17 protein-coding genes and 2 pseudogenes are annotated in these 26,370 nt (G+C 72.0%); 18 read left to right on the top strand and 1 reads right to left on the bottom strand.

Annotated elements, in window-relative coordinates; translation table 11 throughout:
* The first annotated feature begins 585 nt into the window (after window positions 1-585).
* The 10 genes and pseudogenes from ssd to ACIBCJ_RS09850 all read left to right on the top strand — a co-directional run bounded on the left by ssd (window position 586) and on the right by ACIBCJ_RS09850 (window position 10,450).
* Complete coding sequence (gene ssd, locus ACIBCJ_RS09895) at window positions 586-1,782, top strand: septum site-determining protein Ssd (protein ID WP_365979341.1); 1,197 nt, start codon at window positions 586-588, stop codon at window positions 1,780-1,782.
* 392 nt (window positions 1,783-2,174) lie between these two features.
* A pseudogene (locus ACIBCJ_RS09890) lies at window positions 2,175-3,044 on the top strand (TadA family conjugal transfer-associated ATPase); the annotation flags it as partial.
* Window positions 3,045-3,101: 57 nt separating this feature from the next.
* Window positions 3,102-4,391 carry a tyrosine-type recombinase/integrase gene (locus ACIBCJ_RS09885; RefSeq protein ID WP_365979340.1) on the top strand — a complete coding sequence of 430 codons (1,290 nt, stop codon included), beginning with the start codon at window positions 3,102-3,104 and terminating at the stop codon, window positions 4,389-4,391.
* On the top strand, window positions 4,388-6,841 hold the full coding sequence (locus tag ACIBCJ_RS09880; RefSeq protein WP_365979339.1) for a site-specific integrase: 2,454 nt from the start codon (window positions 4,388-4,390) through the stop codon (window positions 6,839-6,841). The genes ACIBCJ_RS09885 and ACIBCJ_RS09880 overlap by 4 nt, the downstream gene beginning before the upstream one ends.
* 59 nt (window positions 6,842-6,900) lie before the next feature.
* Window positions 6,901-7,236, top strand: a pseudogene (locus tag ACIBCJ_RS09875) (secretion protein); the annotation flags it as partial.
* A 32-nt stretch (window positions 7,237-7,268) separates the two neighbouring features.
* Window positions 7,269-8,234, top strand: coding sequence for a type II secretion system F family protein (locus ACIBCJ_RS09870; protein ID WP_365979637.1), 966 nt, complete (start codon window positions 7,269-7,271; stop codon window positions 8,232-8,234).
* Window positions 8,231-9,025, top strand: coding sequence for a type II secretion system F family protein (locus ACIBCJ_RS09865; RefSeq protein ID WP_362105717.1), 795 nt, complete (start codon window positions 8,231-8,233; stop codon window positions 9,023-9,025). Before ACIBCJ_RS09870 ends, ACIBCJ_RS09865 begins: the two co-directional genes overlap by 4 nt.
* A 201-nt stretch (window positions 9,026-9,226) precedes the next feature.
* Window positions 9,227-9,466, top strand: coding sequence for a DUF4244 domain-containing protein (locus ACIBCJ_RS09860; RefSeq protein WP_362105720.1), 240 nt, complete (start codon window positions 9,227-9,229; stop codon window positions 9,464-9,466).
* An 88-nt stretch (window positions 9,467-9,554) separates the two neighbouring features.
* Complete coding sequence (locus ACIBCJ_RS09855) at window positions 9,555-9,911, top strand: TadE family type IV pilus minor pilin (protein WP_399282174.1); 357 nt, start codon at window positions 9,555-9,557, stop codon at window positions 9,909-9,911.
* The gene (locus ACIBCJ_RS09850; protein ID WP_399282172.1) at window positions 9,908-10,450 is read left to right on the top strand and encodes an Rv3654c family TadE-like protein; all 543 of its coding nucleotides are present in this window, start codon (window positions 9,908-9,910) and stop codon (window positions 10,448-10,450) included. The genes ACIBCJ_RS09855 and ACIBCJ_RS09850 overlap by 4 nt, the downstream gene beginning before the upstream one ends.
* Before the next feature lie 81 nt (window positions 10,451-10,531).
* Here the strand turns inward: ACIBCJ_RS09850 and ACIBCJ_RS09845 are convergent, their stop codons facing one another.
* On the bottom strand, window positions 10,532-12,988 hold the full coding sequence (locus ACIBCJ_RS09845) for a DEAD/DEAH box helicase (protein ID WP_365979337.1): 2,457 nt from the start codon (window positions 12,986-12,988) through the stop codon (window positions 10,532-10,534).
* An 82-nt stretch (window positions 12,989-13,070) separates the two neighbouring features.
* Between ACIBCJ_RS09845 and bldG the strand changes: the two genes are divergently transcribed.
* From bldG to tmk, 8 genes are all read left to right on the top strand, one after another.
* On the top strand, window positions 13,071-13,412 hold the full coding sequence (bldG, locus tag ACIBCJ_RS09840) for an anti-sigma factor antagonist BldG (protein WP_003975386.1): 342 nt from the start codon (window positions 13,071-13,073) through the stop codon (window positions 13,410-13,412).
* Window positions 13,413-13,521: 109 nt separating this feature from the next.
* Entirely contained in the window at window positions 13,522-13,953 is a 432-nt protein-coding gene (locus ACIBCJ_RS09835) for an ATP-binding protein (RefSeq protein WP_133888604.1), read from the top strand.
* A gap of 369 nt (window positions 13,954-14,322) precedes the next feature.
* The gene (locus ACIBCJ_RS09830) at window positions 14,323-16,743 is read left to right on the top strand and encodes a sodium-translocating pyrophosphatase (RefSeq protein WP_362507869.1); all 2,421 of its coding nucleotides are present in this window, start codon (window positions 14,323-14,325) and stop codon (window positions 16,741-16,743) included.
* A gap of 228 nt (window positions 16,744-16,971) precedes the next feature.
* Window positions 16,972-17,562, top strand: a complete 591-nt coding sequence (locus tag ACIBCJ_RS09825) for a small secreted protein (protein ID WP_362105733.1) — start codon at window positions 16,972-16,974, stop codon at window positions 17,560-17,562.
* Window positions 17,563-17,646: 84 nt separating this feature from the next.
* On the top strand, window positions 17,647-19,164 hold the full coding sequence (locus tag ACIBCJ_RS09820; RefSeq protein ID WP_365979336.1) for a methyltransferase: 1,518 nt from the start codon (window positions 17,647-17,649) through the stop codon (window positions 19,162-19,164).
* 270 nt (window positions 19,165-19,434) lie between these two features.
* On the top strand, window positions 19,435-19,632 hold the full coding sequence (locus ACIBCJ_RS09815) for a hypothetical protein (RefSeq protein ID WP_362105739.1): 198 nt from the start codon (window positions 19,435-19,437) through the stop codon (window positions 19,630-19,632).
* A gap of 269 nt (window positions 19,633-19,901) precedes the next feature.
* Window positions 19,902-22,748 (top strand): type I DNA topoisomerase, encoded by a 2,847-nt coding sequence (gene topA, locus ACIBCJ_RS09810; protein ID WP_365979335.1) that lies wholly within the window; start codon window positions 19,902-19,904, stop codon window positions 22,746-22,748.
* 158 nt (window positions 22,749-22,906) lie between these two features.
* Window positions 22,907-26,218 (top strand): dTMP kinase, encoded by a 3,312-nt coding sequence (gene tmk / locus ACIBCJ_RS09805; RefSeq protein ID WP_365979333.1) that lies wholly within the window; start codon window positions 22,907-22,909, stop codon window positions 26,216-26,218.
* Window positions 26,219-26,370 lie beyond the last annotated feature (152 nt).

The raw sequence follows: 26,370 nt of genomic DNA, 5'->3' as shown, positions 1-26,370 counted from the left end.
GGGGCGTGTGGGTTTGCCTGAGAAGGCTCTCGGGTACACCATGGAAGTCACGGATCGTTCGCGACCGTGCTAACCCGGTCCGACTCCTCCCCCCCCGAGTCGGCCGTGGAGACGACCCCCGCTCTCCCCCCCGGCGGGGGTCGTCGCATGTCCGGGTGGGTTTTTCGCTCTTTCCTCGATCTGGGCCCCGAGCCGTTGCGGCGCGGGGGCCCAGACGCCGTCATGGACGTCGTTGACTACTGAGCGTAGTTAACGGACTGCTCTACGGAAGTCGCACGAGGGGCGGAGCGAGGTCGGACGGGGCTCACCGGTTCGAGTGAGTCGATATTCACAATCGTCGAGTTGTCCACAGTTTTCGACCAAGATCCACACGATTTTCCAGATCGCTGCACCGTGATTCCCACGCGTTCGGGCCGCGCCGAGTTCTACGGCCGGATCTCCTTTGCCGGACGCGTGATGTCGGCCGCTCGTGCGGGACCGGATTCCGGTCCTTCACACGGCCGCCGATCGCGGGGCCGCGGGGGCTGCGCGAGAGACCACGAGACACCGACGCGACCGCGGGTGCCGCGCGCAGAGGGAGCAGCCATGACCGGAACCATCACGCACGACCCGCCGCCCGCCTCCGGAGGCCGGCAGAGCGGACCCCTGATCGTCACGGAGGACCCGGACCTCCTCGACGACCTGCTGCGCCTGTGCGCGGCCGCGGGCGCCACACCGGAGGTCCACCACTCGGTGCCCGGATCGCGCTCCTCGCCGTCCTGGGCGCTCACGACGGCAGCGCCCGTGACGTCCTCGGCGTCCGCGGCGTCGGCTTCCGCGTGGCCGGCCGGCTGGGAGGCCGCGCCACTGGTCCTCGTCGGGGACGACGCGGCGCGACGCGTCCGCGGAGCCGTGCGCAGGCGCGGGGTCGTCCTCGTGGGCCGCGACCAGGACGACTCGGGGATCTGGCAGCGGGCGGTCGAGATCGGTGCCGACCACGTCCTGATGCTGCCGGACGGCGAGCAATGGCTGGTCGACCGTATCGCCGACGTCGCCGAGGGGGTGGGCCGTCCGGCCCTCACCGTCGGGGTCATCGGAGGCCGGGGCGGCGCCGGGGCGTCCACGCTGGCCTGCGCGCTCGCCGTCACCTCCGCGCGGGAAGGGCTGCGCACTCTGCTGGTGGACGCCGATCCGATGGGCGGCGGCCTCGACGTCCTCCTGGGCGGTGAGACCGCCGACGGCCTGAGGTGGCCGGCGTTCGCGGCCTCCCGCGGGCGGGTCGGCGGCGGCGCCCTGGAGGAATCGCTGCCCGAGCTGCATGCGCTGCGGGTGCTCAGCTGGGACCGCGGGGACTGCGTCTCCGTGCCGCCGCAGGCCGTACGCGCTGTGCTGGCCGCGGCCCGGCGAAGGGGCGGCACGGTCGTCGTCGACCTGCCGCGCCGGATCGACGACGGCGTCGCCGAGGTCCTCGCGCAGCTCGACGTCGGGGTCCTCGTCGTCCCCGCCGAGCTGCGGGCCGTGGCGGCGGCCGGCCGGGTGGCCGCCGCGGTCGGCATGGTCCTGCGCGACCTCCGGGTCGCGGTGCGCGGACCCTACGCCTCCGGACTCGACGACCGTGAGGTGGCCCGGCTGCTCGGCCTCCCCCTCGTCGGTGAGGTGCCCGTCGAGTCCGGCCTCCTGCGCGCCACCGAGAGCAGACGCCCCCCTGGCACCCCCGCCCGGGGCCCGCTGGCGCGCTTCTGCCGCGAGTTCTGGGAGATGGCGCTGGCGGAGACGGACGGCCGGGTCGGGAGCGGTTCGTGAGGGACGGGGCCGGATCGGTGATGAGCGGAGGAAGGCGGGGCGAGATGGACGTGACGACTGCGGGGCTGTCGGACGGGACCTGGGGCGAGATGGATGTGATGACTGCGGCGCGGTCGGGCGGGAGGCCAGGGACGACCGTGGCGCATGTCCCGGCGGCGGAGAGGGGGGCGGGCTCGCGCAGGACGGGGGCGTCCGAGGCGCCGGGACGGGCCTCTCGACAGAGCGATCGGCCCCCTGCGGGAGGGACCGGGCGCCACGCTTCCGGACCGTTGACGGGACCGGCACTTGCCGGAGGTCCGGCAACGGCGGTCGGACGGCCGCACGGGCAGGAGCGGGTTCCCGTACGGGCGCCGGGGGCGGCACCGCGGGGCGGGCCGGGTGCCGCACACGGGATGCCGACCGCGCCCGGGATGCTCGACGGTGTACGGCGCAGGCTGGCCGAGAGCGGGGCGGAGCCGACGCCCGCACGGGTGGCGCAAGCCCTCCGGGAGCAGGGCCGGGTGCTGGGAGACGCCGAGATCCTCGGAGCCGCCGAGCAGCTCAGGTCGGAGCTGGTCGGCAGCGGACCGCTGGAGCCGCTGCTCGCCGACCCGTCGGTGACGGACGTACTGGTGTCCGCTCCTGACCGGGTGTGGGTGGACCGGGGCGGCGGTCTCGAACTGGCACCGGTCGCCTTCCCGGACGCGGGCGCCGTACGGCGGCTCGCGCAGCGCCTCGCCACCGTCGCCGGACGACGGCTCGACGACGCGCGGCCCTGGGTCGACGCAAGGCTGCCCGACGGCACCCGGCTGCACGCGGTGCTGCCGCCGGTCGCCGTCGGCTGCACCTGTCTGTCGCTGCGGGTGGTACGGCCGCATGCCTTCACGCTCGACGAGTTGGCGGCGGCGGGCACCGTGCCACCCGGCGGGGACCGCGTGCTGCGCGCCCTGATGCGGGCCCGGCTGTCCTTCCTCGTCAGCGGCGGGACGGGCAGCGGCAAGACGACGCTGCTCAGCGCCCTGCTCGGGCTCGTCGGGCCGGACGAACGCCTTGTGCTGGCGGAGGACTCCGCGGAGCTGCGGCCCGACCACCCGCACGTCGTCCGTCTGGAGACCCGGCCGGCGAACCAGGAGGCCGCGGGCCTGGTCACCCTGGAGGACCTGGTGCGCCAGGCGCTGCGCATGCGGCCGGACCGGCTGGTGGTGGGGGAGGTGCGCGGTCCCGAGGTGGTCCATCTCCTGGCCGCGTTGAACACGGGACACGAGGGCGGATGCGGTGTATTGACCGAACTAACTCAGGTGTTTTCGCAGGTCAGAGGGTGTTTCTGTTAAGTTCCGGCAGTGCGTGAAGCAAGGACACTTGAACGAAATCTGAAGACCTTCGTGCTGCCCGAGATCGGACGGTTGCAAGCGACAGGAGACGCCTGGGAGCCGTACCGACTGATCGACCCGGAAGGCCGACCCGTCGAACCCGTTGCGGTCTACTTCAAGGACCTGCTCGCCGCAGACAGCCCTGCCACCACGCTCTACTCGTACGGCAACGACCTGCTCCGCTGGTGGCGATTCCTGTGGGCTCACGGCATCGAGTGGGACCGCGCCGTACGTGAGGACGCCCGCGACTTCACCCTGTGGATGCAGCTCGCCGACAAACCGGTACGCGTGCACTGGCGACACCGCAGCAAGAACCCTGCCGAGATACCCCGGCGCAAGCCCCCGACCTTCGCGCCGGGAACGCCGAACCCCGTGACCGGAAAGCCGACGGTCGGCAAGAAGTACGCACCCAGCACCCGTGCTCACTGCGAGACCGTGCTGCGGACGTTCTACGACTTCCACCTCGACCTCAACAGCGGCCAGTTGCTGGTCAACCCGTTCCCCTTGGACCGCAACCGCCGCAAGGGGCGGCCCCATGCCCACCACAACCCGGCGGACGAGTTCAAGAACGAGCGGACCGGCCGCTACCGGCCGACCGTCCCAGAACGGATCCCCCGTCGAATTCCGGACGACAAGTACACCGAGGTCTTCGCCGGCCTGCGCTCGCACCGCGACCGCGCACTGCTCGCCTTCTGGGTCTCCAGCGCCGCCCGATCGGAAGAGTTGCTGACAGCGACCGAACGCGACGCCCTGCCCGGCCAGCAGCTCATCGGCGTAATCCGCAAAGGCACCCGCGACTACCAGCAACTCCCCGCGTCCCCAGACGCGTTCATCTGGCTCCGGCTCTACCAGGAAGAAGCCTGGAAGAAGGGCGTCCCCCGAGGCCGCACACAACCGTTGTGGTGGACCTTGCGGCGCCCCTGGCGACCTCTCGAATACGACGCAGCCCGGATGATGTTCAACCGCGCCAACGAGCTCCTGGGCGCCAACTGGACACTCCATGACCTGCGGCACACCGCCACCTACCGCATGACCGAAGACCCCGAAATGTCGCTGGTCTACGTCCAGCACATCCTCGGCCACAAGGACCAGCGCACGCTGCAGAAGTACATCCGACCGAGCCGGGACGAGGTCATCTCAGCCGGGCTGGCACACCACGCCCGGCAGGAGGCGAAGAAGAACAACCCGCCGCCGGCTCCCGCAGCACCCGCCTACAACGAGGACTCGCTGAACACCCTCTTCGGGGGGCTCGTCGCATGACCACCGCAACGCTCACGGCGCCACCGCAGACTCCGCGCAAGCTCGCCGGCGCCGAGGCCGCCACGCTTCTGCAGAAGTTCCCACCCCGCCAGAACCCCGAAGCCTGGCCCATGACCGAAGCCGACACCGACTACATCCTGGAGTCCCTCGGCCGCCGGCCTCTCCGCGCCGACGGCAGGAGCGCACAGTCCACGCGCATGGTCGGTGCCCGCGCGATCCTGGGCTGGCTGACGAGCTTCCCCGGCTCGACATGGCAGGCCAGTTGGGACGCGAGCCCAGCCGCCCTCTCACCCGGCGGCTGGCACAGCACGGTCCTCGACTGGGCCATCCCCACAGTCGGCCGACGTCCCACCTCGTCCTGCTTGGCCTCCGGCGCACTGGCCTTGATCTGCGCGGACGTCATCCGCCCGTCCCCGGCATGGCTGGCGGCCAGCTCCTCGAATGCCCTGCGCCCAGCCATGGCCGCAGCCCGCGATCCCGAAGGATTCGCTCGCCTGGAGGCCGCGTTCCCCGCGGACATCCGGTCCACCCGGCATGCCTCCGGAGCTCTCAAGGCGGTCGCTCGCATCCTGGCGGCCTTCGGGGGCCGCGTCGAAGACATCGTCGTCGGCGACCTTCTCGCCCTCCTCCAGGTGACCAGCCACGACGGCGCCCGCGGCACTCGCATCGCATACTCCGCCTTGCGTGACCTTGGCCAGTTTCCGCCAGACGCCCCGGCAACGCTGCTGCGGCTTCACACCCGCACCGGGCAGGTGACCCCGGCGGAGCTCGTGGACCGCTACGAACTGCGCTGTCGTCCCGTCCGCGACCTCCTTGTCGACTACCTCACCGAACGCCAGCCCTCGCTCGACCACAACTCTCTGATCACCCTCTCGGCGTCCCTGGTCAGTAACTTCTGGAGCGACCTAGAGCGTCACCACGAGGGCATCGATTCCCTCCACCTGGCCCCTGACGTCGCGGCCGCTTGGAAGGCCAGGGTCAACACGGTCACCCGCCGCCGTCGCATGCCGGGCGGCCAGGTCATCGAGGTCACTGAACCGCGCAGCAGCGCACCCGCGATCAAGACTCTCGTCCGGTCCTTCTACCTCGACATCGCCCAGTGGGCCCTGGACGAGCCGGCCCGATGGGGTCCTTGGGCAGCACCTTGCCCCATCACCGAAGCTGACTGCTCGGACAAGAAGGTCAAACAACAGCAGAAGACCACCTCGGACCAGCGGACGCGTGAGCGACTCCCCGTCCTGCCCGCGCTCATCCGCGTCGCCGACCGCCAGCTCAGGGAAGCCCGCGCTCGCCTGGACGCACTCCACACCGCCCCGCTCGGCACTCAGTTCACCGTCCTCGGCGAGGACTTCACCACACCGAAGAGCACTTCCCGGGCCGGTCTCACGGGCCAGGCATACGACTCCTCAGGCCGTCGACGCGACCTCGAGGCCGAAGAAAAGCGGGCCTTCTGGGGCTGGGCCACCATCGAAATCCTGCGGCACACCGGCATCCGCATCGAGGAGCTACTGGAGCTCGGACACCACAGCATCATCCGTTACAAGCTCCCCACCACCGGGGAGGTCGTTCCACTTCTTCAAATCGCACCGTCGAAAACCGACCAAGAACGTCTACTACTGGTCACGCCCGAACTGGCCGACGTCCTAAGCGCGGTGGTCACCCGAGTCCGCGGCGCCAACGGGGCAATTCCATCCGTCCATAGCTACGACATTCACGAGAAGGTCTGGAACGAACCAATGCCGCTTCTCTACCAGTGGAACGTCGCTGGCGACAGACGGCCCATCTCGTCCAACACCGTCCGCGATGCCCTTAACGACGTGCTCCTGGCAACCGGGCTGACCGACGCCACCGGAAAACCATTGAAGTTCCAACCCCACGACTTCAGAAGGATCTTCATCACCGACGCGATCCTCAACGGGCTACCCCCGCACATCGCTCAAGTAATCGCAGGTCACAGCAATATCAACACGACCATGGGTTACAACGCCGTCTATCCCGCCCAGGCCATCGAGGCCCACAGGTCGTTCATCGCCCGCCGTCGCAACCTTCGGCCCAACGACGAATACCGAGCTGTCACATCCGAGGAATGGAAGGAGTTCCTGAACCACTTCGAGCGGCGCAAGCTGGCATTGGGATCATGCGGACGAGCTTTCGGAACCGACTGCATCCACGAGCACGCTTGCGTTCGCTGCCCAGTCCTCATCGTGGATCCCAACGAACGAGGGCGACTTGTCGAAATTCGCGACAACCTAAACGACAGGATCGCCGAAGCCGAACGAGAAGGCTGGCTCGGGGAAGTCGAGGGTCTCTCAGTGAGCCGGGACGCCGCGGAAGAGAAGATCGCTCAGCTTGACGCAAGACAGAAGAAGAAGGAATCGCCAGTGTTCATGGGGATTCCGAGCTTCAACCAGATTGCCGTTCGCACCAGCTCTGCAACCAACGAAGCCTGAGTGTCCCCGATCCGCCCCCGTGTCTCAGGGCCCGGGGGCGGTCGCATGTTCGTTAGTTCGGAGAAGGAACCGTGCACGCCAACGCCGCCGCTGATGTCCCGGCCCGGCTGGAGGCACTCGGCACGGCCGCGGGCCTGGACCGCGCGGCCCTGCACAGTCAACTCGCGGCGGCTCTCTCGGTGGTTGTCCACTTGGTCCGTGACCGCGCCGGGCGACGCCGGATCGCCGAGGTGCACGTACTGGAACGGGATCCCTCGGGGCTGGTGCGGACGGTACCGGCGCTGCGATGGGGAGCGGATGCCTTCGTCGCCGAGCGCGGCTGGCAGCGGCTGCGGGAGCTGCTGCGCGGTGCCGGGTCCGAGGAGCGGGCCGTCGGACGGGAGGCGCGGCGATGACGGCCATGACGGGCGTGAGCCTGGGCGCGGGCATGCCGGGAGCGGGCGAGGCGTCGACGGGCATGGCCCTGGTGTGCCTGGGAGCGGCCGCCTGGCTGGCCGGTGGGTGGCACTCCGGCGTACGGCGGGCGCGGCTGGTGCTTGCCGGAGGCCGGACCGGTCCGGCGGGTGGGACGGGTCGGACAGGCGTGGCCGAGGAATCGGACGGAACGGGCCTGACCGGTGGCTCGGGGCCGCCCCCGGCGCGGCGAGTGACGGACGGCCTGCGGGGTGTCCTGGCCGGGCTGAGGCCCGAGTGGTGGTCACTGGCCGCCGGGCTGGTGCTGGCGCTCCTGGGTGACTCGGTGCTGCCGACCGTCGCGGGGGCTGCCGGAGTACCGATGCTGCGGCGGGCGCGGTTGGCCGGCCGACAGCGACGGGCCAGGGAGCACCGGCAGGACGCGGTGATCGCACTGTGCGGAACGCTCGCCGGTGAGGTGCGGGCGGGGCGTCAGCCCGGCGAGGCGCTGCTGTGCGCCGCGCACGACGGGTCCGCGCACGACGGGTCCGCGCACGACTCCGGCGGACTCGGTGACGCCCGGTCGACGGTGCTGGCGGCCGCCCGGTTCGGCGGAGACGTCCCCGCGGCGCTCACGGTGGCGGCCGGGCAACCGGGCGCCGAGGGACTGCGGGGCCTGGCGGCGTGCTGGCGGGTCGCAGTCGATCAGGGCGCGGGGCTCGCGGCCGGACTCGACCGGCTGGAGGGTGCGCTGCGCGCCGAGCGGGACCAGCGCTCCGACCTGCGCGCCCAACTGGCGGGCGCGAGAGCCACGGCCGTGATGCTCGCCGGTCTGCCGGTCCTCGGCCTCCTGCTCGGCGTCGCCATCGGGTCCGACCCCCTGCGCGTGCTGCTGCACACCGGGGCCGGGCTGGGCTGCCTGCTGGCGGGCGGGGTGCTGGAGAGCGTGGGCGTGTGGTGGGTGACGCGGATCGTGCGCGGAGCGGAGGCGGCGTCGTGAACGGCGACCTCGTCCACAGGCTGGGGGCAGTGGTGGGGGCGGCGCTGGCCGTCAGCTGGCCGGCGCACGCGCTGGGAGCCGTGCGGCGGAAGCGGACGCTGCGCAGGCGGCTCACCGGCCTGCTGGGCCCGCAACCCGCCCGCCCGGCCCCGCGCCGTGCCGAGGTGCTGAGCACGGTCCGTCCATGGTTGCCACTGGTCAGCACGGTGGGCGCCGGCTGGGCCCTGATCGGTGGGGTGGCCGGGGTTCTGGTGGGGCTGGTGGGGGCCGTCGCGCTGCGGCGCTGGAGTGCCCGACGCACGGTCGCCGGGGCGTCGGCGTCGGAGGCCGCCGCCGTGGCGGCAGCCCGTCAACTCCCCTTGGCGGCCGATCTGCTGGCTGCCTGCATCACGGCGGGCGCGGGCCCGGTCACGGCCGCGAGGGCGGTCGGCGAAGCCCTGGGCGGACCGGTCGGAGACGCCCTGGGGCGCGGCGCCGCGGAGGTGCGTCTCGGCGGTGAACCGGACGGTGCCTGGCGTGGGTTGGCCGCCGTCCCGGGGGCTGTCCCTCTCGCGCGGTTGCTGGAGCGGTCCGAGGTGTCGGGTCTGCCCGCGGCGGGTCCCGCCGCCCGGTTGGCCGCCCAGGCCCGCGCCGACTGGGCCCGCACCACGACCGCCCGGGCCCGGCGAGCGGCCGTCATGGTCACCGCGCCGGTGGGGCTGTGCTTCCTGCCCGCCTTCATCGCGGTGGGCGTGCTGCCGGTGGTCATCGGACTGGCCGGCGGGGTGCTGGGCCACGGGGGAGGTGGCTGACGGGCCGACACGTACCTGTGACGGAGCCGACGGGCCGAGGCCCGGCGGACGGACGACGACCAAGCACGAACGAGCAGTGACGGACGAGCGAGCAGAGCGAGCAGAACGAGCAGTGGTCGACGAGCGAGCAGAACAAGCAACGACGAATGGGCGAGCAATGAACGAGCGAGTGAACTACGCATCGAGCACATGGGGGTTGCGATGAGCCGGATGGTGCGGGCGCGGGTGCGTGCCCTGGTCTGCGGAGTCGGCACGACGCTGCGGCGGCGGGCGGTGCGGGGAGCCCTACGGCGGGACGCGGGCATGGTCACGTCCGAGTACGCGATGGGGATCGTCGCGGCGGTGGCCTTCGCGGTGGTCCTCTACAAGGTCGTGACGAGCGGCGCGGTCAGCGCGGAGTTGCAGGGGGTCGTGAAGGGGGCCCTCGATGCGCGGATGTGAGCAGGCACCGAGGACGGGGAGGGGGACGGGGACGGGGGCGAGGGCGCGAGGCTGCGACGAGGAGAGGCGGGGGTCGGACGGTGGCTTCGTGACGGCGGAGACGGCCGTGGTGCTTCCCGTGCTGGTGGTGTTCGCGATGGCGTTGGTGTGGGGGTTGCTCGTGGTGGCCGCCCAGATCCAGTGCGTGGACGCGGCCCGGACGGGCGCCCGCGCGGCGGCGCGGGACGACCCTTCCGACGCGGTCGTGCAGGTCGCCCGCGAAGCGGCCCCGAGCGGGGCGCGGGTCACCGTCGACCGGGAGGGGGGCCAGGTCCGTGTGGTCGTGACGGCCGACCCGCCGGCCCTGCACGGGCTGCCCTTCGAGGTACGGGAGGAAGCCGTGGCCTCGGTGGAGCAGTCAGTGGCGCAGCCGGCGGGAGCGGAACCGGTGGGAGCCGAGCCGTGACGCGCAGGGGGAGCGGAGCCGTGAGGCGCAAGGGCGTGCGCACCGCTCCCGACCAGGGTTCGGCGACCGTCTGGAGCGTGGGCGCCATCGCCGTTCTGTGTCTGGTGTTCGGCATCGTGCTTGCCCTGGGACAGGCGGTCGTGGCTCGTCACCGCGCGGCCGGTGGCGCCGATCTGGCGGCGCTCGCGGCGGCGGACCACTGGGCGGAGGGCGGTACGGCCGCGTGCGAGAGGGCGGACCGTGTCGCGCGGGCCCAGCGGACGCGGCTGGTGCGATGCGCGCTCACCGGGCAGGTCTCGGACGTGACGGCGGCGTCGGGCAGGGGACCTTTCACGGCGGAGATCCGGGCGAGAGCGGGGCCGGGCTCGCCCGTGTCCCCCGCGCCGGGTTCGCCCCGAGCCTCCGCGCCGGGATCGTCCGAGGTCTCCGGGATGGAGCCGCTCACGGCACCCGCGCCGGCCCCGCTCACGGCACCCGCATCGGTCTCGCTCACGGCACCCGGGCCGGTCTCGCTCACGGCACCTGCCCGGCCCCGCTGATGGCACCCGAGGCGCCCCTCGCGGCGCCCACCCCGCCTCCGCGGGCCGTGCGGCCCACCCCGCCTCCGTGGGCCGTGCGGCCTACCCCGCCTCCGCGGCGCCGTGCAGCAGCACCGTGAGGAGCCGTAGCGCTCCCCGCTTGTGCAGCGGATCGTTGCCGTTGCCGCACTTGGGGGACTGGATGCACGACGGGCAGCCGGCCTCGCACTCGCAGGACGCGATCGCCTCCCGGGTGGCCGTCAGCCAGTCGCGGGCCGTGTGGAAGGCGCGCTCGGCGAAACCCGCGCCGCCGGGGTGGCCGTCGTACACGAAGACCGTCGGCAGCAGGGTGTCCGGGTGCAGGGGGACCGACACGCCGCCGATGTCCCAGCGGTCGCAGGTGGCGAACAGCGGCAGCATGCCGATCGAGGCGTGTTCGGCGGCGTGCAGGGCACCGCCGAGGATCTCCGGGTTGATCCGGGCCGCGTCCAGTTGGTCCTCGGTGACCGTCCACCACACCGCCCGTGTGCGCAGCGTCCGGGGAGGGAGGTCGAGCTTCGTCTCCCCCAGGACCTCGCCGGTGATCAGGCGCCGGCGCAGGAAGGAGACCACTTGGTTGGTGACCTCGACCGAGCCGTAGCAGAGCCGCCCGTCGCCCCAGGGGACCTCCAGGTCCGTCTCCAGGACGGAGATCGCCGTCGTGTCGCGGGCGACCGTCGAGTAGGCGGGGGTGGCCTGCTCGACCAGCGCGACGGAGTCCTCCAGGTCGAGGGTGCGCACGAGATAGGTGCGCCCCTGGTGGAGGTGGACGGCGCCCTCGTGGACGGTCGTGTGGGCGGCACCGGCGTCCACCGTGCCCAGCAGCCGGCCCGTACCGGACTCGACGACCTGGACCGGACGCCCGCCCTCCCCGCGGATGTCCGTCAGGTCGGCGGCCCGCTCACGGCGGGTCCAGTGCCAGGCCCGGGTCCGCCGGCGCAGCAGCTTCGCCGCCTCCAGCTGGGGCAGCAGCTCCTCGCAGGCGGGACCGAAGAGCTTCAGGTCTTCCTCCGTCAGGGGCAGTTCGGCAGCCGCCGCGCACAGGTGGGGGGCGAGGACGTAAGGGTTGTCGGGGTCGAGGACCGTGGATTCCACCGGCCGGTCGAACAGGGCCTCCGGGTGGTGGACGAGGAAGGTGTCCAGGGGGTCGTCCCGGGCGACCAGCACGGCCAGCGCCCCCTGACCGGCCCGGCCCGCCCGGCCCGCCTGCTGCCACAGGGACGCCCGTGTGCCCGGATAACCCGCGATCACCACGGCGTCCAGGCCGGAGATGTCGAGGCCGAGCTCCAGGGCGTTCGTCGCCGCGAGACCGAGGAGGTCGCCGGAGTGCAGGGCGCGTTCCAGGGCGCGGCGCTCCTCGGGGAGGTAGCCGCCGTGATAGGCGGCCACGCGTCCGGCCAGGGAGCGGTCGACCTCGGCCAGTCGTTCCTTGGCGATCACCGAGATCAGTTCGGCGCCGCGCCGGGAGCGTACGAAGGTGATCGAACGCATGCCCTGCACGGTGAGGTCGGTGAGCAGGTCGGCGGCCTCGGCGGTGGCCGTGCGGCGGACCGGTGCGCCCTTCTCGCCCTCCAGCTCGGTCAGCGGCGGCTCCCACAGGGCGAACACCAGTTCGCCGCGCGGTGACGCGTCGTCGGCGACCTCGACCACCGGGAGCCCGGTGAGCCGGCGGGCCGCCACCGACGGCTCGGCGGCGGTGGCGGAGGCGAGCAGGAACACGGGCGACGCGCCGTAGCGGGCACACAGTCTGCGCAGTCTGCGCAGCACCTGGGCGACGTGGGAGCCGAAGACGCCGCGGTAGGTGTGGCACTCGTCGATGACGACGTACTTCAGTGCCTTGAGGAACGACGACCAGCGGGGGTGGGAGGGCAGGATGCCGCGGTGCAGCATGTCCGGGTTGGTCAGGACGTACGTCCCGTACTGGCGGATCCACTCGCGTTCCTCGAACGGCGTGTCGCCGTCGTAGACCGCGGCCCGGACAGATGTGCCAAGGGGGTGTGAAAATTCCTTCACCGCCCGGCACTGGTCGGCGGCCAGCGCCTTGGTGGGAGCCAGGTAGAGGGCGGTGGCGCCGCGCCCGTTCGGAGCCTCGGAGCCGTCCACGAGGGTCGACAGGACCGGCACCAGATAGGCCAGGGACTTGCCGGAGGCGGTACCCGTGGCGACGACCACCGAGTCGCCGTCCAGGGCGTGCTCGGCCACGCGTGCCTGGTGGGCCCAGGGGTGCTCGATGCCCGCGGCCCGCACCGCCGCCAGGACCTCCGGTCGAATCCGGTCCGGCCAGCGGGCATGACGGCCCGGACGTGGGGGCAAGTGCTCCGTATGAGTGATGCGCGCAGCCCGGCTCGGTCCCGCGGCGAGCCGGTTCAGGAGCATGCCCGGTTCCGGCCGGGAGCCGGGCTCCGCCGGGGATCGATCGGGTCGGTGATTCTTGGCCATCGGCACCGAGTCTGTCACTGGCGTGACGGACAATGGGACCAAGGCGTCGTGCACGCCTGCCGGTAAGTGATTGAATGCCATCGCGGCTGGCGAACCGTCCTGGGGGCTTCAAGCCGAGGTGTCCCGAGGGACGACCGCTCGATAGCAAGGTGCTGGAGGATCCGTGGACCTGTCCCTGTCGACCCGTACCGTCGGCGATCGTACGGTCGTCGAGGTCGGTGGCGAAATTGACGTATACACCGCGCCCAAGCTGCGTGAGCAGCTGGTCGAGCTCGTGAACGACGGGAGTTTCCACCTCGTCGTCGACATGGAGGGCGTGGACTTCCTCGACTCCACAGGGCTCGGCGTGCTGGTGGGTGGACTGAAGCGTGTGCGTGCCCATGAGGGCTCGCTGCGGCTGGTCTGCAACCAGGAGCGCATTCTCAAGATCTTCCGTATCACCGGCCTCACCAAGGTGTTCCCCATTCACACCTCGGTCGAGGAAGCGGTGGCGGCCACCGACTGACGACCGGCTCCGGGCCTGTGGGGCCCGGAGCGGCAAGTACAACGAGGGGGGTCCGGGCTGTCGGCGGCCCGGACCCTCGAAAGCACGCCCGTAGTTCCGAGGGGGATGCATGGCCACCGTCGAGCTCCGCTTCAGCGCGCTGCCCGAGCACGTCCGGACCGCCCGTCTGGTGGCGGCAGCGGTGGCGCGCAGGGCCGGAGTGGACGAGGCCGTCCTCGACGAGGTCAGGCTCGCCGTGGGCGAGGCCTGCACCCGGGCCGTGGGCCTGCATCAGCACGTCGGCATCACGGCGCCGGTCAAGGTGTCGCTGATCGAGGAGGAGAAGCAGTTCTCCATCGAGGTCGGTGACGAGGCGCCGCACGCCGTCCCCGGGGTCAAGACCTCGGGGGATGCCGCCGACGAGCTGGAGGCCGAGGAGGACGAGATGGGCCTCGCGGTCATCAGCGGACTCGTCGACGACGTGGAGGTCTCGGCGGACGAGGACGGCGGGCTGATCCGCATGACCTGGCCGACCGCGCCGGCGGTACTGCCGCCGGTCTGACCCCCGCTGCCCCCGGCTGCACCACCCCCGTCCCACCCGCATCACCCGAAGGGCCCCACCTGGTGGGGCCCTTCGCCATGCGCGGACATACATTGGCGTCGTGCGGATGTTAAGTGAATTCATTCACGATCAATCACGTGACATCCCATAGCCGAGCAGATCACGGATCGGATCATTAACGGGATCACGGAAACGGATCACGGAAACGGATCACGTATCGGATCACATTAATGGCGGAGGGGCATTACTACTTCCGGCGTCCGTGTGGTTGACAGGTCAATTCCTTTTGTCGTGCACTGTTTTGATCAGCTTCCGGTACCTACAATCCCGTCCACATCTTGAGCTCAGCCCAAGCGTCAAGGAGGACGAATGGCGGAGCTTTCCACCTCTCATCAGTTGGGCCACCATCAACTGGGTGATCCCTCCCACCTCGCGGCCGCCGTGCTGACCGACGGAAACCGCGCCCTGGTGGCGGTCATCGCGGTCGTCGCACTGGCCGCACTGGTCCTCGCGGGCGTCCTGGTGCGCCAGGTGCTCGCGGCGGGCGAGGGAACCGACAGCATGAAGAAGATCGCGGCGGCCGTGCAGGAAGGTGCGAACGCCTACCTGGCACGACAACTGCGCACGCTCGGTGTATTCGCCGTCGTGGTGTTCTTCCTGCTCATGCTGCTGCCCGCGGACGACTGGAATCAACGGGCCGGACGTTCGATCTTCTTCCTGATCGGCGCGGCGTTCTCGGCGGCCACCGGATATATCGGCATGTGGCTCGCCGTACGCAGCAACGTGCGCGTCGCCGCAGCGGCCCGGGAAGCGACACCGGCGCCCGGAGAACCGGAAAAGGATCTCACTCTCGTCTCGCACAAAGCGACGAAGATCGCGTTCCGTACGGGCGGCGTCGTCGGCATGTTCACGGTGGGGCTCGGCCTGCTGGGCGCCTGCTGCGTGGTGCTGGTGTACGCGGCCGACGCGCCGAAGGTCCTGGAGGGATTCGGCCTCGGTGCCGCGCTGATCGCGATGTTCATGCGGGTCGGCGGCGGCATCTTCACCAAGGCCGCCGACGTCGGCGCCGACCTGGTCGGCAAGGTCGAGCAGGGCATCCCGGAGGACGATCCGCGCAATGCCGCGACCATCGCGGACAACGTGGGCGACAACGTCGGCGACTGCGCGGGCATGGCGGCCGACCTCTTCGAGTCCTACGCCGTCACCCTGGTGGCCGCGCTGATCCTCGGCAAGGTGGCCTTCGGCGACTCCGGGCTGGCGTTCCCGCTGCTGGTCCCGGCGATCGGCGTGCTCACCGCCATGATCGGCATCTTCGCGGTGGCGCCCCGGCGCTCCGACCGCAGCGGCATGAGCGCGATCAACCGGGGCTTCTTCATCTCCGCGGTGATCTCGCTGGTGCTGGTGGCGGTCGCCGTCTTCGTCTACCTGCCCGGCTCGTACGCCGACCTGGACGGTGTCACGGACGCCGCCATCGCGGGCAAGAGCGGCGACCCGCGGATCCTGGCGCTGGTCGCGGTGGCGATCGGCATCGTGCTCGCCGCCCTGATCCAGCAGCTCACCGGCTACTTCACCGAGACCACCAGGCGTCCCGTCAGGGACATCGGCAAGACCTCGCTCACCGGCCCCGCCACCGTCGTCCTCGCCGGTATCTCGCTCGGTCTCGAATCGGCCGTCTACACCGCCCTGTTGATCGGCCTCGGCGTCTACGGGGCCTTCCTGCTCGGCGGAACGTCGATCATGCTGGCGCTGTTCGCGGTGGCGCTGGCCGGCACCGGCCTACTCACCACGGTCGGCGTGATCGTCGCCATGGACACCTTCGGGCCGGTCTCCGACAACGCGCAGGGCATCGCCGAGATGTCCGGCGACGTCGAGGGCGCCGGCGCGCAGGTGCTCACGGACCTGGACGCGGTCGGCAACACCACCAAGGCCATCACCAAGGGCATCGCCATCGCCACCGCGGTCCTCGCGGCGGCGGCCCTGTTCGGGTCGTACCGCGACGCCATCACCACCGGCGCGGCGGACGTGGGCGAGAAACTCAGCGGCGAGGGCGCGCCGATGAACCTGATGATGGACATCTCGCAGCCCAACAACCTCGTCGGGCTCATCGCCGGGGCGGCGGTCGTCTTCCTCTTCTCGGGGCTGGCGATCAACGCGGTGTCCCGGTCGGCGGGCGCGGTGGTCTTCGAGGTGCGCCGGCAGTTCCGGGAGCGGCCCGGAATCATGGACTACAGCGAGAAACCCGAGTACGGCAAGGTCGTCGACATCTGCACCAGGGACGCCCTGCGGGAACTCGCCACGCCCGGGCTGCTCGCCGTGATGGCGCCCATCTTCATCGGGTTCACGCTCGGCGTCGGAGCGCTCGGCGCGTTCCTGGCGGGCGCGATCGGCGCGGGCACGCTGATGGCGGTCTTCCTCGCGAACTCCGGCGGCTCCTGGGACAACGCCAAGAAGCTCGTCGAGGACGGGCACCACGGCGGCAAGGGCAGCGAGGCCCACGCCGCCACCGTCATCGGCGACACGGTCGGCGACCCCTTCAAGGACACCGCGGGACCGGCCATCAACCCGCTGCTGAAGGTCATGAACCTGGTGGCGCTGCTCATCGCTCCCGCGGTCATCAAGTTCTCCTACGGAGCCGACAAGAGCATCGGCGTACGGGTGCTGATCGCCGTCGTCGCGTTCCTGGTCATCGCGGCGGCGGTCTACGTGTCCAAACGGCGCGGCATCGCGATGGGCGACGACGGTGACGCCGACCAGGAGCCCAAGTCGGCTGATCCGGCGGTGGTTTCGTAGACCCGGTCCGGGCACCCACCGCCGGGCCCGGCTCGGGAGGCGGCGCAAGGTGCGGGCGGGCGGCGCGTGTTGGCGCGCTGCCCGCCCGTCCCGCGTGTACGCACCCTGCCCACCGTGAGCCTTCTCTCCCTTGCTCAGCCTTGGTGCAAATGGCTTCAATACGGTCTTAACGGATGTTCGTCGGGTGGATGTAACCCATCCGGCGTGTATGTTCCGGGGCCGAGAGCCATGGAAGGGACCGATCCGGTGAACAAGAAGCTCGGGGTCGCACTGTCCGGCGGTGCGGTACTGGTACTGGCGCTGACGGGATGCGGCGGCAGCGACGACAACGAGAAGCTGGACTCCTGGGCCAAGGAGGTCTGCGAGGGTGTCCAGCCGCAGGCCAAGAAGATCGAGGCGGCCAACGCGGCGATCCAGAAGGAGACCTCGGACAACAGCACTCCGGCCGAGGTCCAGAAGACCGACGCGAAGGCGTTCCAGGACATGTCCGACGCCTACAAGGCGATGGGTGCCACCGTCCAGAAGGCCGGTCCCCCGGACGTCGACGACGGTGAGAAGAAGCAGAAGGACGCCGTCACCGAGCTGAACGGCCTCTCCTCCTCCTATGCCTCCCTGCGCAAGCAGGTGGAGGACCTCAACACCAAGGACCAGGCCGAGTTCGCCGACGGCCTCAAGGACATCGCCACCGAGCTGAACAAGCTCAGCAAGAGCGGCAGCGACGCGCTGAAGACCCTGGAGGAGGGCGACGTCGGCAAGGCGATGGCCAAGCAGGCCAGCTGCAAGTCGGCCTCGGTGACGCCCTCGGCCACCGAGGGCTGACGGAGGCCGGGGCCGACAGGCCCGACGACCGACGCCCTACGCGGACACGGGGCGGGGCGCGGACCGCCGGGCCACAATGGGGGTGTGAGTAACGCCAGCCTGTCCCCCCTGCCCTCCGCCGACCGCCCCGACGTCACCGCCCGGTTGCGGGACGCCCTGCTGGGGGCGTCCTTCACCGCCGACGGACTGCTGGAGCTGCTCGGCGCGCCCGCCTACGCGGCGCTGTCGCGCAGCGAGACCGTGCCCGCGCTCCGGGCGACCCGCGGCGACACGCCGCTCGAACTGCTCGTGCGGCTGTTCCTGCTCCAGCAACCCGCCTCCTACGCGCGCGTGGCGGACGTGCTGCCCGTCGACGCCTGCCTAGAGAGCGGATGGCTCGACCGCGCGGGCGACGACGAGGTGGCGGCGACCGTGGACGTACGGCCCTACGGCGGGCCCGGCGGCGAGGACTGGTTCATCGTCTCCGACCTCGGCTGCGCGGTCGGCGGCGCCGGCGGCATCGGCAAGCACGCCGAGGGCGTCGTCCTGGGAGTCGGTGGCGCCTCCACCACCCTGGCGGGCCTCACCGTGCGTACGCCCGTCTCCGCCGCCCTCGACCTCGGCACCGGCTCCGGCATCCAGGCGCTGCACGCCGCCGCGCACGCCACGCGCGTGACGGCCACCGACGTCAATCCGCGCGCGCTGCACATCACCGCGCTCACCCTGGCCCTGTCCGGAGCCCCGGCCGCCGACCTGCGCGAGGGCTCCCTCTACGAGCCCGTCGCCGACGACGAGACGTACGACCTGATCGTCTCCAACCCGCCGTTCGTGATCTCACCGGGCGCCCGTCTCACCTACCGCGACGGCGGGATGGGCGGGGACGATCTGTGCCGCTCGCTCGTTCAGCAGACGGGGGAGCGTCTGAACGCGGGCGGGTTCGCGCACTTCCTCGCCAACTGGCAGCACGTGGAGGGGGAGGAGTGGACGGACCGGCTGCGTTCCTGGGTGCCGCGCGGCTGCGACGCCTGGATCGTGCAGCGTGAGGTGCAGGACGTCACCCAGTACGCCGAGCTGTGGCTGCGGGACGCGGGCGACCACCGCGGGGACCCGGCCGACTACCAGGCGCGCTACGACGCGTGGCTGGACGAGTTCGAGGCCCGCAAGGTCAAGGCCGTCGGCTTCGGCTGGATCACGCTGCGCGGGACCGGGGCCGCCGAGCCCTCGGTCGTCGCCGAGGAGTGGCCGCACCCGATCGAGCAGCCGCTCGGCGAGACCGTGCGCGCCCACTTCGACCGCGTCGACTACCTGCGCTCCCACGACGACGCCGCCCTGCTGGAGGCACACTTCGCGCTCGCCGGCGAGGTCGTCCAGGAACAGGTCGGGCTGCCCGGCGCCGAGGACCCGGAGCACGTCGTCCTGCGCCAGAACCGCGGCATGCGCCGGGCCACCAGGGTCGACACCGTGGGCGCCGGCTTCGCGGGCGTCTGCGACGGCACCATGAGCGCCGGCCGCATCCTGGACGCCATCGCCCAGCTGGTCGGCGAGGATCCGGTGGCCCTGCGCGACCGCACGCCCGCGCAGATCCGCCTGCTGGTGGAGCAGGGCTTCCTCGAACCGGCGTAGCGGAGGACGCGTCTCCGGCGTGGGTGCGCCCACCCATTTCTTTTTCCCCGGCCGCCACGCCGCCCACGCCGGCCAGGTCGGCCACCCAGGCCGCCCACGCCGTCCGCCCGCACCGCACGCCCCGCCGACGGACGGCGAACCGGCCACGGCCGACGACGCCCGGCGGGCCGTCGGCTCCCCGTTCACCTCGGGTTCGCCTGTCCGCCGCCCGCGCGTGACAGCCTCCCCGAGGCTGGATGCGGGCGGGCGGGAGAAAAGGGGAACGGGGCCATGGAGAGCGGACCGGCGATCTTCGCGGGACTGGTGTTCGCCCTGTTCGGGGCCGGACTGCTGGTGTGGATCACGGCACGGGTGCGGCACGGCCGGCCCGTCGCGCTCGGTGTGAGCCCCGTCGCATCGGCGACCGTCGCGAGCGTCGCCGCCGTGGTCGCGCTGGCCCTCGGGGCCTGGTGCCTGGCACAGGTGTGAGAGGCCGGATCCCGGCCCCCGCCGCGGTGCCGCCCGGGTAACCGGGAGATCGCGCTCCGGATACACCGGCCGGGGCAGGTGGGCACTCCGGGCGGCAGGAACACGGTTCGTCGGGTTACCGTTCGAGTGGCCGTTGCGGGCTTTTCCCGTTTGACACGGGGGCGGGAGGTACCGTCACACTCCGCAGCGTCACGATCGAAACACCGCACGACCCGACCCGGGACCACGCCCTGGGAAGGCCCCAGCGTCGACCGGAGAGAAGAGCGAAGTTGTCCCCGACCAGCGAGACCGCGAACGGCGGCCGCCGACTCGTCATCGTCGAGTCGCCTGCCAAGGCGAAGACGATCAAGGGCTATCTCGGCCCTGGCTACGTCGTCGAGGCGAGCGTCGGGCACATCCGTGACCTTCCGAGCGGCGCGGCGGAGGTGCCGGAGAAGTACACCGGCGAGGTCCGCCGCCTCGGTGTGGACGTCGACCACGACTTCCAGCCCATCTATGTGGTCAACGCGGACAAGAAGTCGCAGGTCAAGAAGCTCAAGGACCTGCTGAAGGAGTCCGACGAGCTCTTCCTCGCCACCGATGAGGACCGCGAGGGCGAGGCCATCGCCTGGCACCTCCAGGAAGTCCTCAAGCCGAAGATCCCGGTCAAGCGCATGGTGTTCCACGAGATCACCAAGGACGCGATCCGCGCCGCCGTCGCCAACCCGCGCGAGCTGAACCAGAAGCTCGTCGACGCCCAGGAGACCCGCCGCATCCTCGACCGCCTCTACGGCTACGAGGTCTCGCCGGTCCTGTGGAAGAAGGTCATGCCGCGCCTGTCGGCCGGCCGCGTCCAGTCCGTCGCCACCCGCCTCGTCGTCGAGCGGGAACGCGAGCGCATCGCGTTCCGCTCCGCCGAGTACTGGGACCTCACCGGCACCTTCGCGACCGGCCGCGCGGGGGACGCCTCGGACCCGTCGTCGCTGGTCGCCCGCCTCCAGACGGTCGACGGACGGCGTGTCGCACAGGGCCGCGACTTCGACTCCCTGGGGCAGCTCAAGAGCGCGAACACCCTCCACCTCGACGAGGCGAACGCCCGCGCGCTCGCCGCCGCGCTGGAGAACACCCGCTTCGCCGTCCGCTCCGTCGAGTCCAAGCCGTACCGCCGCTCGCCGTACGCCCCGTTCCGTACGACGACCATGCAGCAGGAGGCGAGCCGCAAGCTCGGCTTCGGCGCCAAGGCGACGATGCAGATCGCCCAGAAGCTGTACGAGAACGGCTACATCACCTACATGCGTACGGACTCGACGACCCTGAGCGACACGGCGGTCCGTGCCGCCCGCGCCCAGGTCACGCAGCTGTACGGCGCCGACTACCTGCCGCCCCAGCCGCGGACGTACGCCGGCAAGGTCAAGAACGCCCAGGAGGCGCACGAGGCGATCCGTCCCTCGGGTGACCGTTTCCGCACGCCCGCCGAGACGGGGCTGACCGGCGACCAGTTCAAGCTGTACGAGCTGATCTGGAAGCGGACCGTCGCCTCCCAGATGAAGGACGCGACCGGCAACAGCGTCACCGTGAAGATCGGCGGCGCCGCCTCCGACGGCCGGGACGTCGAGTTCAGCGCCTCCGGCAAGACCATCACCTTCCACGGCTTCCTCAAGGCCTACGTCGAGGGCGCCGACGACCCGAACGCCGAGCTGGACGACCGCGAGCGCCGGCTGCCGCAGGTCGCCGAGGGCGACGCGCTGACGGCCGAGGAGATCACGGTCGACGGCCACGCCACCAAGCCCCCGGCCCGCTACACCGAGGCGTCGCTGGTCAAGGAGCTGGAAGAGCGCGAGATCGGCCGCCCGTCGACGTACGCGTCGATCATCGGCACCATCCTGGACCGCGGCTACGTCTTCAAGAAGGGCACCGCCCTCGTCCCGTCCTTCCTCTCCTTCGCCGTGGTCAACCTCCTGGAGAAGCACTTCGGGCGACTCGTCGACTACGACTTCACCGCCAAGATGGAGGACGACCTCGACGCCATCGCCCGTGGCGAGGCCCAGTCGGTGCCGTGGCTGCGGCGCTTCTACTTCGGCGAGGGCGACGGCGCGGGAGGCGGCGGCGCGGCCGACGCGGGCAACGGCGACGGCGACCACCTCGGCGGCCTCAAGGAACTGGTCACCGACCTCGGCGCGATCGACGCGCGCGAGGTGTCGTCCTTCCCCGTCGGCAACGACATCGTGCTGCGCGTCGGACGCTACGGCCCCTACGTCGAGCGCGGCGAGAAGGACGCCGAGAACCACCAGCGCGCCGACGTCCCCGAGGACCTGGCCCCGGACGAGCTGTCCGTGGAGCTGGCCGAGGAGCTGCTGGCCAAGCCCAGCGGCGACTTCGAGCTGGGCACCGACCCGGCCACCGGCCACGCCATCGTCGCCAAGGACGGCCGCTACGGCCCGTACGTCACCGAGGTGCTCCCCGAGGGCACCCCGAAGACCGGCAAGAACGCCGTGAAGCCGCGCACCGCGTCGCTGTTCAAGTCGATGTCCCTGGACACGGTGACGCTCGACGACGCCCTGCGGCTGATGTCGCTGCCGCGCGTCGTCGGCACCGACGCGGAGGGCGTCGAGATCACCGCGCAGAACGGCCGCTACGGCCCGTACCTGAAGAAGGGCACGGACTCGCGGTCCCTCCAGACCGAGGAGCAGCTCTTCGACATCACGCTGGAGGAGGCGCTGGCGATCTACGCCCAGCCCAAGCAGCGTGGCCGGGCCGCGGCCAAGCCGCCGCTGAAGGAGCTGGGCACCGACCCGGTCAGCGAGAAGCCGGTCGTGGTCAAGGACGGCCGCTTCGGCCCGTACGTCACCGACGGCGAGACCAACGCGACCCTGCGCTCCGGCGACAGCGTCGAGGAGATCACGCCCGAGCGGGGCTACGAGCTGCTCGCGGAGAAGCGCGCCAAGGGGCCCGCCAAGAAGACGGCGAAGAAGGCCGTGAAGAAGACGGCCGCCAAGAAGGCCCCGGCCAAGAAGGCGACGGCGACCAAGAAGACGGCCGCCGCCAAGACCACCACGGCCAAGAAGACCGCCGCCAAGAGCACGGCGAAGAAGACGGCGGCCAAGAAGGCGACCGCTTCGAAGACGTCGGAGGACTGAGCCCCGCTCAGAAACGGGGCGCGGCCGAGCACCGCGCCCCCTCCACCGCTTCACGCGTTCTTCGCGAAACGAACGTCCCGGCATCAATTCGGTGTCGGGGCGTGCGTACGTTCGGCCGGGCATCCCGGACTGTCGGCGGCGACCGATAGGCTGAACGCATGACGCGAGCCGAGCAGCCAACGGCCCCTCACTCCGCCCCGGACGACGCCCTGGTCGCGGACTCCCGCGAGCGCGCCGTCCGCGCCCTGCTGCGCCGCCCGCAGCTGAGGCGTTTGTGGAGCGCACAGCTCGTGGGGGGTGTCGGCGACATTCTCGCCCTGCTGGTGCTGGTGCTCCTCGCCGTGCAGGCCGCGATCGGCGCGGGCTCGTTCGGCGGGGGTTACCGGGGCGTGGCGTTCGCAGTGGCGACCGTTTTCGGCGTACGCATCCTCGCGACGCTGCTCTTCGGCGCCGTCCTGCTCGGACCCCTGACCTCGCTCACCTCGCAGGACGGTCCGCTCGACCGGCGCTGGACCATGGTCGGCGCCGACGGGCTGCGGGCCGCGCTGCTGATCGTGGCGCCGCTGTGGATCGACTGGACGCCCGACGACGCGCTCGCCGTCCTGCTGGTGACCGCCTTCGTCACCGGCGTCGCCGAGCGCTTCTGGACGGTGTGCCGCGAGAGCGCCGCTCCCGCGCTGCTGCCCGCCCCGCCCCTGGAGGGCGCGACGGTACGTCCGCTGCCCGACCACATGGACGCGCTGCGCCGTCTGTCGCTGCGCACGAGCTTCGTGGCCATCCCCCTCGCGGCCGCCGTGCTGGTCGTCGCGGGGCTCCTGAACAACCTGCTGGGCGCAGGCGTCGACTGGTTCGCCGAGCACCAGGCGGCGCTCGGTTCCTACGTGGCGGCCGGACTCTTCGCCGCGTCCCTGTCCGTGGTGACCTTCCTGGAGCTGCCCGCGATGCGCACCCCGCGCGCGCGGTCGCCGCTGGAGGGCCTGCGCCGTCCCAAGAGCGGCACCGCCGTCGACAAGGGCCGCACCGGAGTGCTGCCGCTACTGGTGTTCGCCTGCGCCGCGCTCGCCGCCGTGGTGGCCGCCACGGTCGCCGTCGCGGTGCTGCACGCCAAGGACCTGGGCGGCGGCCCCGTGCTGTACGGCCTGACGGTGGCCGCGCTGACCGGCGGTGTCGTGGCCGGCATCCGCACGGCCCCCGCCCTGCTGCCCTCCCTGTCCCGGCGGCGGCTGCTCGCCCTGGCGATCGCCTTCGCCGGCGTCGCCCTGCTGGCCGCCGGACTCGTCCCGGACGACACGACCGTGCTGCTCCTCCTGGCGCTGGCCGGGATCGGCGCGGGCGTGGCCGCCAACACCGGGCACGCGCTGCTCGACCAGGAGACCGAGGACCACCGCCGGGCACGGACCACCGAGCACCTGCACGCGGTCGTCCGGGTCTGCGTGGCGCTCGGCGCGGTCGTCGGACCCGTGCTGGCCGCGGCGATCGGACCGCACCGGCTGGAGAACGGCAAGTTCGTCTTCGCCCACGGCGGCGCCGCCTTCGTCCTGATGCTGCTCGGCGCGCTGCTGCTGCCGCTGGCCGTGCTGGTGCTGGCCAAGGTCGACGACCGCTCCGGCGTGCCGCTGCGGCACGACCTGCGGGACGCGCTGCTCGGCGGCGACGACCCGGTGCCGACGGCCGCCGCGACCGGGTTCTTCATCGCCCTGGAAGGCGGTGACGGCGCCGGGAAGTCCACCCAGGCCGAGGCCCTCGCCGAGTGGATCCGCGGCAAGGGGCACGAGGTCGTGCTCACCCGCGAGCCCGGTGCGACCCCGGTCGGCAAGCGCCTGCGCTCCATCCTGCTGGACGTCTCCAGCGCCGGACTGTCGCACCGCGCGGAGGCCCTGCTGTACGCCGCCGACCGCGCGGAGCACGTCGACACCGTGGTGCGGCCCGCCCTGGAGCGCGGTGCCGTGGTCATCTCCGACCGGTACATCGACTCCTCGGTCGCTTACCAGGGCGCCGGCCGCGACCTGTCGCCGACCGAGATCGCCCGCATCAACCGGTGGGCCACCAACGGGCTCGTCCCGCACCTGACCGTCCTGCTGGACGTGGCGCCGGAAGCCGCCCGCGAGCGGTTCACCGAGGCCCCGGACCGGCTGGAGTCCGAGCCCGCCGAGTTTCACGCGCGCGTGCGCTCCGGGTTCCTCACCCTGGCCGCCGCCGACCCCGGGCGCTACCTGGTGGTGGACGCCGGCCAGGAGCCCGAGGCCGTCACCACCGCCGTACGCCACCGGCTCGACCAGGTGCTGCCGCTGTCCGAGGCCGAGATCGAGGCCCGGGAGGAGGCGCGCCGCAAGGCCGAGGAGGAGGCCCGCCGCAAGGCCGAGGAAGAGGCCGCGCGCAAGGCCGAGGAAGAGCGCCTGGAGCGCGAGCGCCTCGCGGAGGAGGCGCGGGTGCGCGCCGAGGAGGAGGAGCGCAAGCGGCGCGAGCTGGAGGAGGCGCAGCGGCGCGAGGCCGAGCGGCAGGCCGAGGAGGCCAGGCAGCGGGCCGAGGAAGCCCGCCGCAAGGCCGAGGAGGAGCGTGCCCGGCTCCTCGCGGAGGAGAAGGCGCGCGCCGAGGAGGAAGCGCGACTGCGGGCCGAGCAGGAGCGGCGCCGCAAGCAGGCCGAGGAGGAGGAGCGGTTGCGGGCCGAGGCCGAGGCCCGGCGCCTGGAGAAGCAGCGCAAGGCCGAGGAGGCCCTGCTGCGGGCGGAAGCGGCACGCCGGGCGGCGGAGCAGGCGGCGGCAGCGGCCGCCGCCGGTCCGAAGCCGGCCGCCCCGGCGGCCGCGGACGCACCCCGTGCCAAGCCGGACACCTCCGTCCCCACGGACGCGACGACCGTGCCGACCCCGGTGGTGACCCCGACCAACGCCTCCGGCGGGCCGGTGGAGGACACGGCGGTCCTGCGGCCGGTGCGGGACACGCCCGGCGACGACCGGGCCGACGACGCCGAGGGCGACGGCCGGGCATCCGGCGAGTCCGGCGAGTCCGCGTCCGAGGTGACGGCCGAGCTGCCCAAGCCGGAGGTGACGACCGAGCTGCCCAAGCCGCCGGCGCCGCCCACGGCGGCGGACGAGACGGCCGTGCTGCCGGCGGTGGAGCCGCGGGACGCCGAGGAGACGGCGGTCCTGCCGCCCGTGACGCCGGGAGCCGCCGACGAGACGGCCGTCCTGCCCCCCGTGCGCGGCGACGACCCCGCCGACCGGGTCCCGCCGGGCTACTTCCGGGAGGACGGCCCCGCCGAGGACGCCCAGGACCGCACGCGCGAGCTGCCCCGCATCGACCCCGACCAGGCACCGCCGTCCCGCAGGCGCCGTTCCGACTGGGCCGAGGAGACACCGCTAGACGACCTGCCGACGCTGGCGGACGAGCTGCTCGGACCGCACGACGAGGCAGCGGACCGCCGGGACGGCGACGACGGCGGCCGCCGGGGCAGGGGCCGGGGACGGCGCTGAGCATCCGCGTACCGGGGCGGCCGGGGCCCGTGCCCCGGCCGCCCCGCCGCGTTGTCGGTGCCGCCCCGCACAATGGAGGCCGCGACGCGAATGGGTGTCGCGGCCGGTGTGGCGGCCCCTGCGGGGCCGGTTCGGTGTGACCGGTTAGGTGT

The sequence above is a fragment of the Streptomyces sp. NPDC051136 genome (assembly GCF_044455745.1).
In the GTDB taxonomy this organism is placed as follows: domain Bacteria; phylum Actinomycetota; class Actinomycetes; order Streptomycetales; family Streptomycetaceae; genus Streptomyces.
The sequence above is the reverse complement of the archived record's forward strand: the minus strand, read 5'-3'. Positions and strand labels throughout refer to the sequence as shown.

Coding starts and splice junctions, on each gene's coding strand:
- ssd (WP_365979341.1), top strand. CDS start 586: ATGACCGGAACCATCACGCACGACCCGCCGCCCGCCTCCGGAGGCCGG.
- ACIBCJ_RS09880 (WP_365979339.1), top strand. CDS start 4,388: ATGACCACCGCAACGCTCACGGCGCCACCGCAGACTCCGCGCAAGCTC.
- ACIBCJ_RS09870 (WP_365979637.1), top strand. CDS start 7,269: ATGCCGGGAGCGGGCGAGGCGTCGACGGGCATGGCCCTGGTGTGCCTG.
- ACIBCJ_RS09860 (WP_362105720.1), top strand. CDS start 9,227: ATGAGCCGGATGGTGCGGGCGCGGGTGCGTGCCCTGGTCTGCGGAGTC.
- ACIBCJ_RS09845 (WP_365979337.1), bottom strand. CDS start 12,988: ATGGCATTCAATCACTTACCGGCAGGCGTGCACGACGCCTTGGTCCCA.
- ACIBCJ_RS09835 (WP_133888604.1), top strand. CDS start 13,522: ATGGCCACCGTCGAGCTCCGCTTCAGCGCGCTGCCCGAGCACGTCCGG.
- ACIBCJ_RS09830 (WP_362507869.1), top strand. CDS start 14,323: ATGGCGGAGCTTTCCACCTCTCATCAGTTGGGCCACCATCAACTGGGT.
- ACIBCJ_RS09825 (WP_362105733.1), top strand. CDS start 16,972: ATGGAAGGGACCGATCCGGTGAACAAGAAGCTCGGGGTCGCACTGTCC.
- ACIBCJ_RS09815 (WP_362105739.1), top strand. CDS start 19,435: ATGGAGAGCGGACCGGCGATCTTCGCGGGACTGGTGTTCGCCCTGTTC.
- tmk (WP_365979333.1), top strand. CDS start 22,907: ATGACGCGAGCCGAGCAGCCAACGGCCCCTCACTCCGCCCCGGACGAC.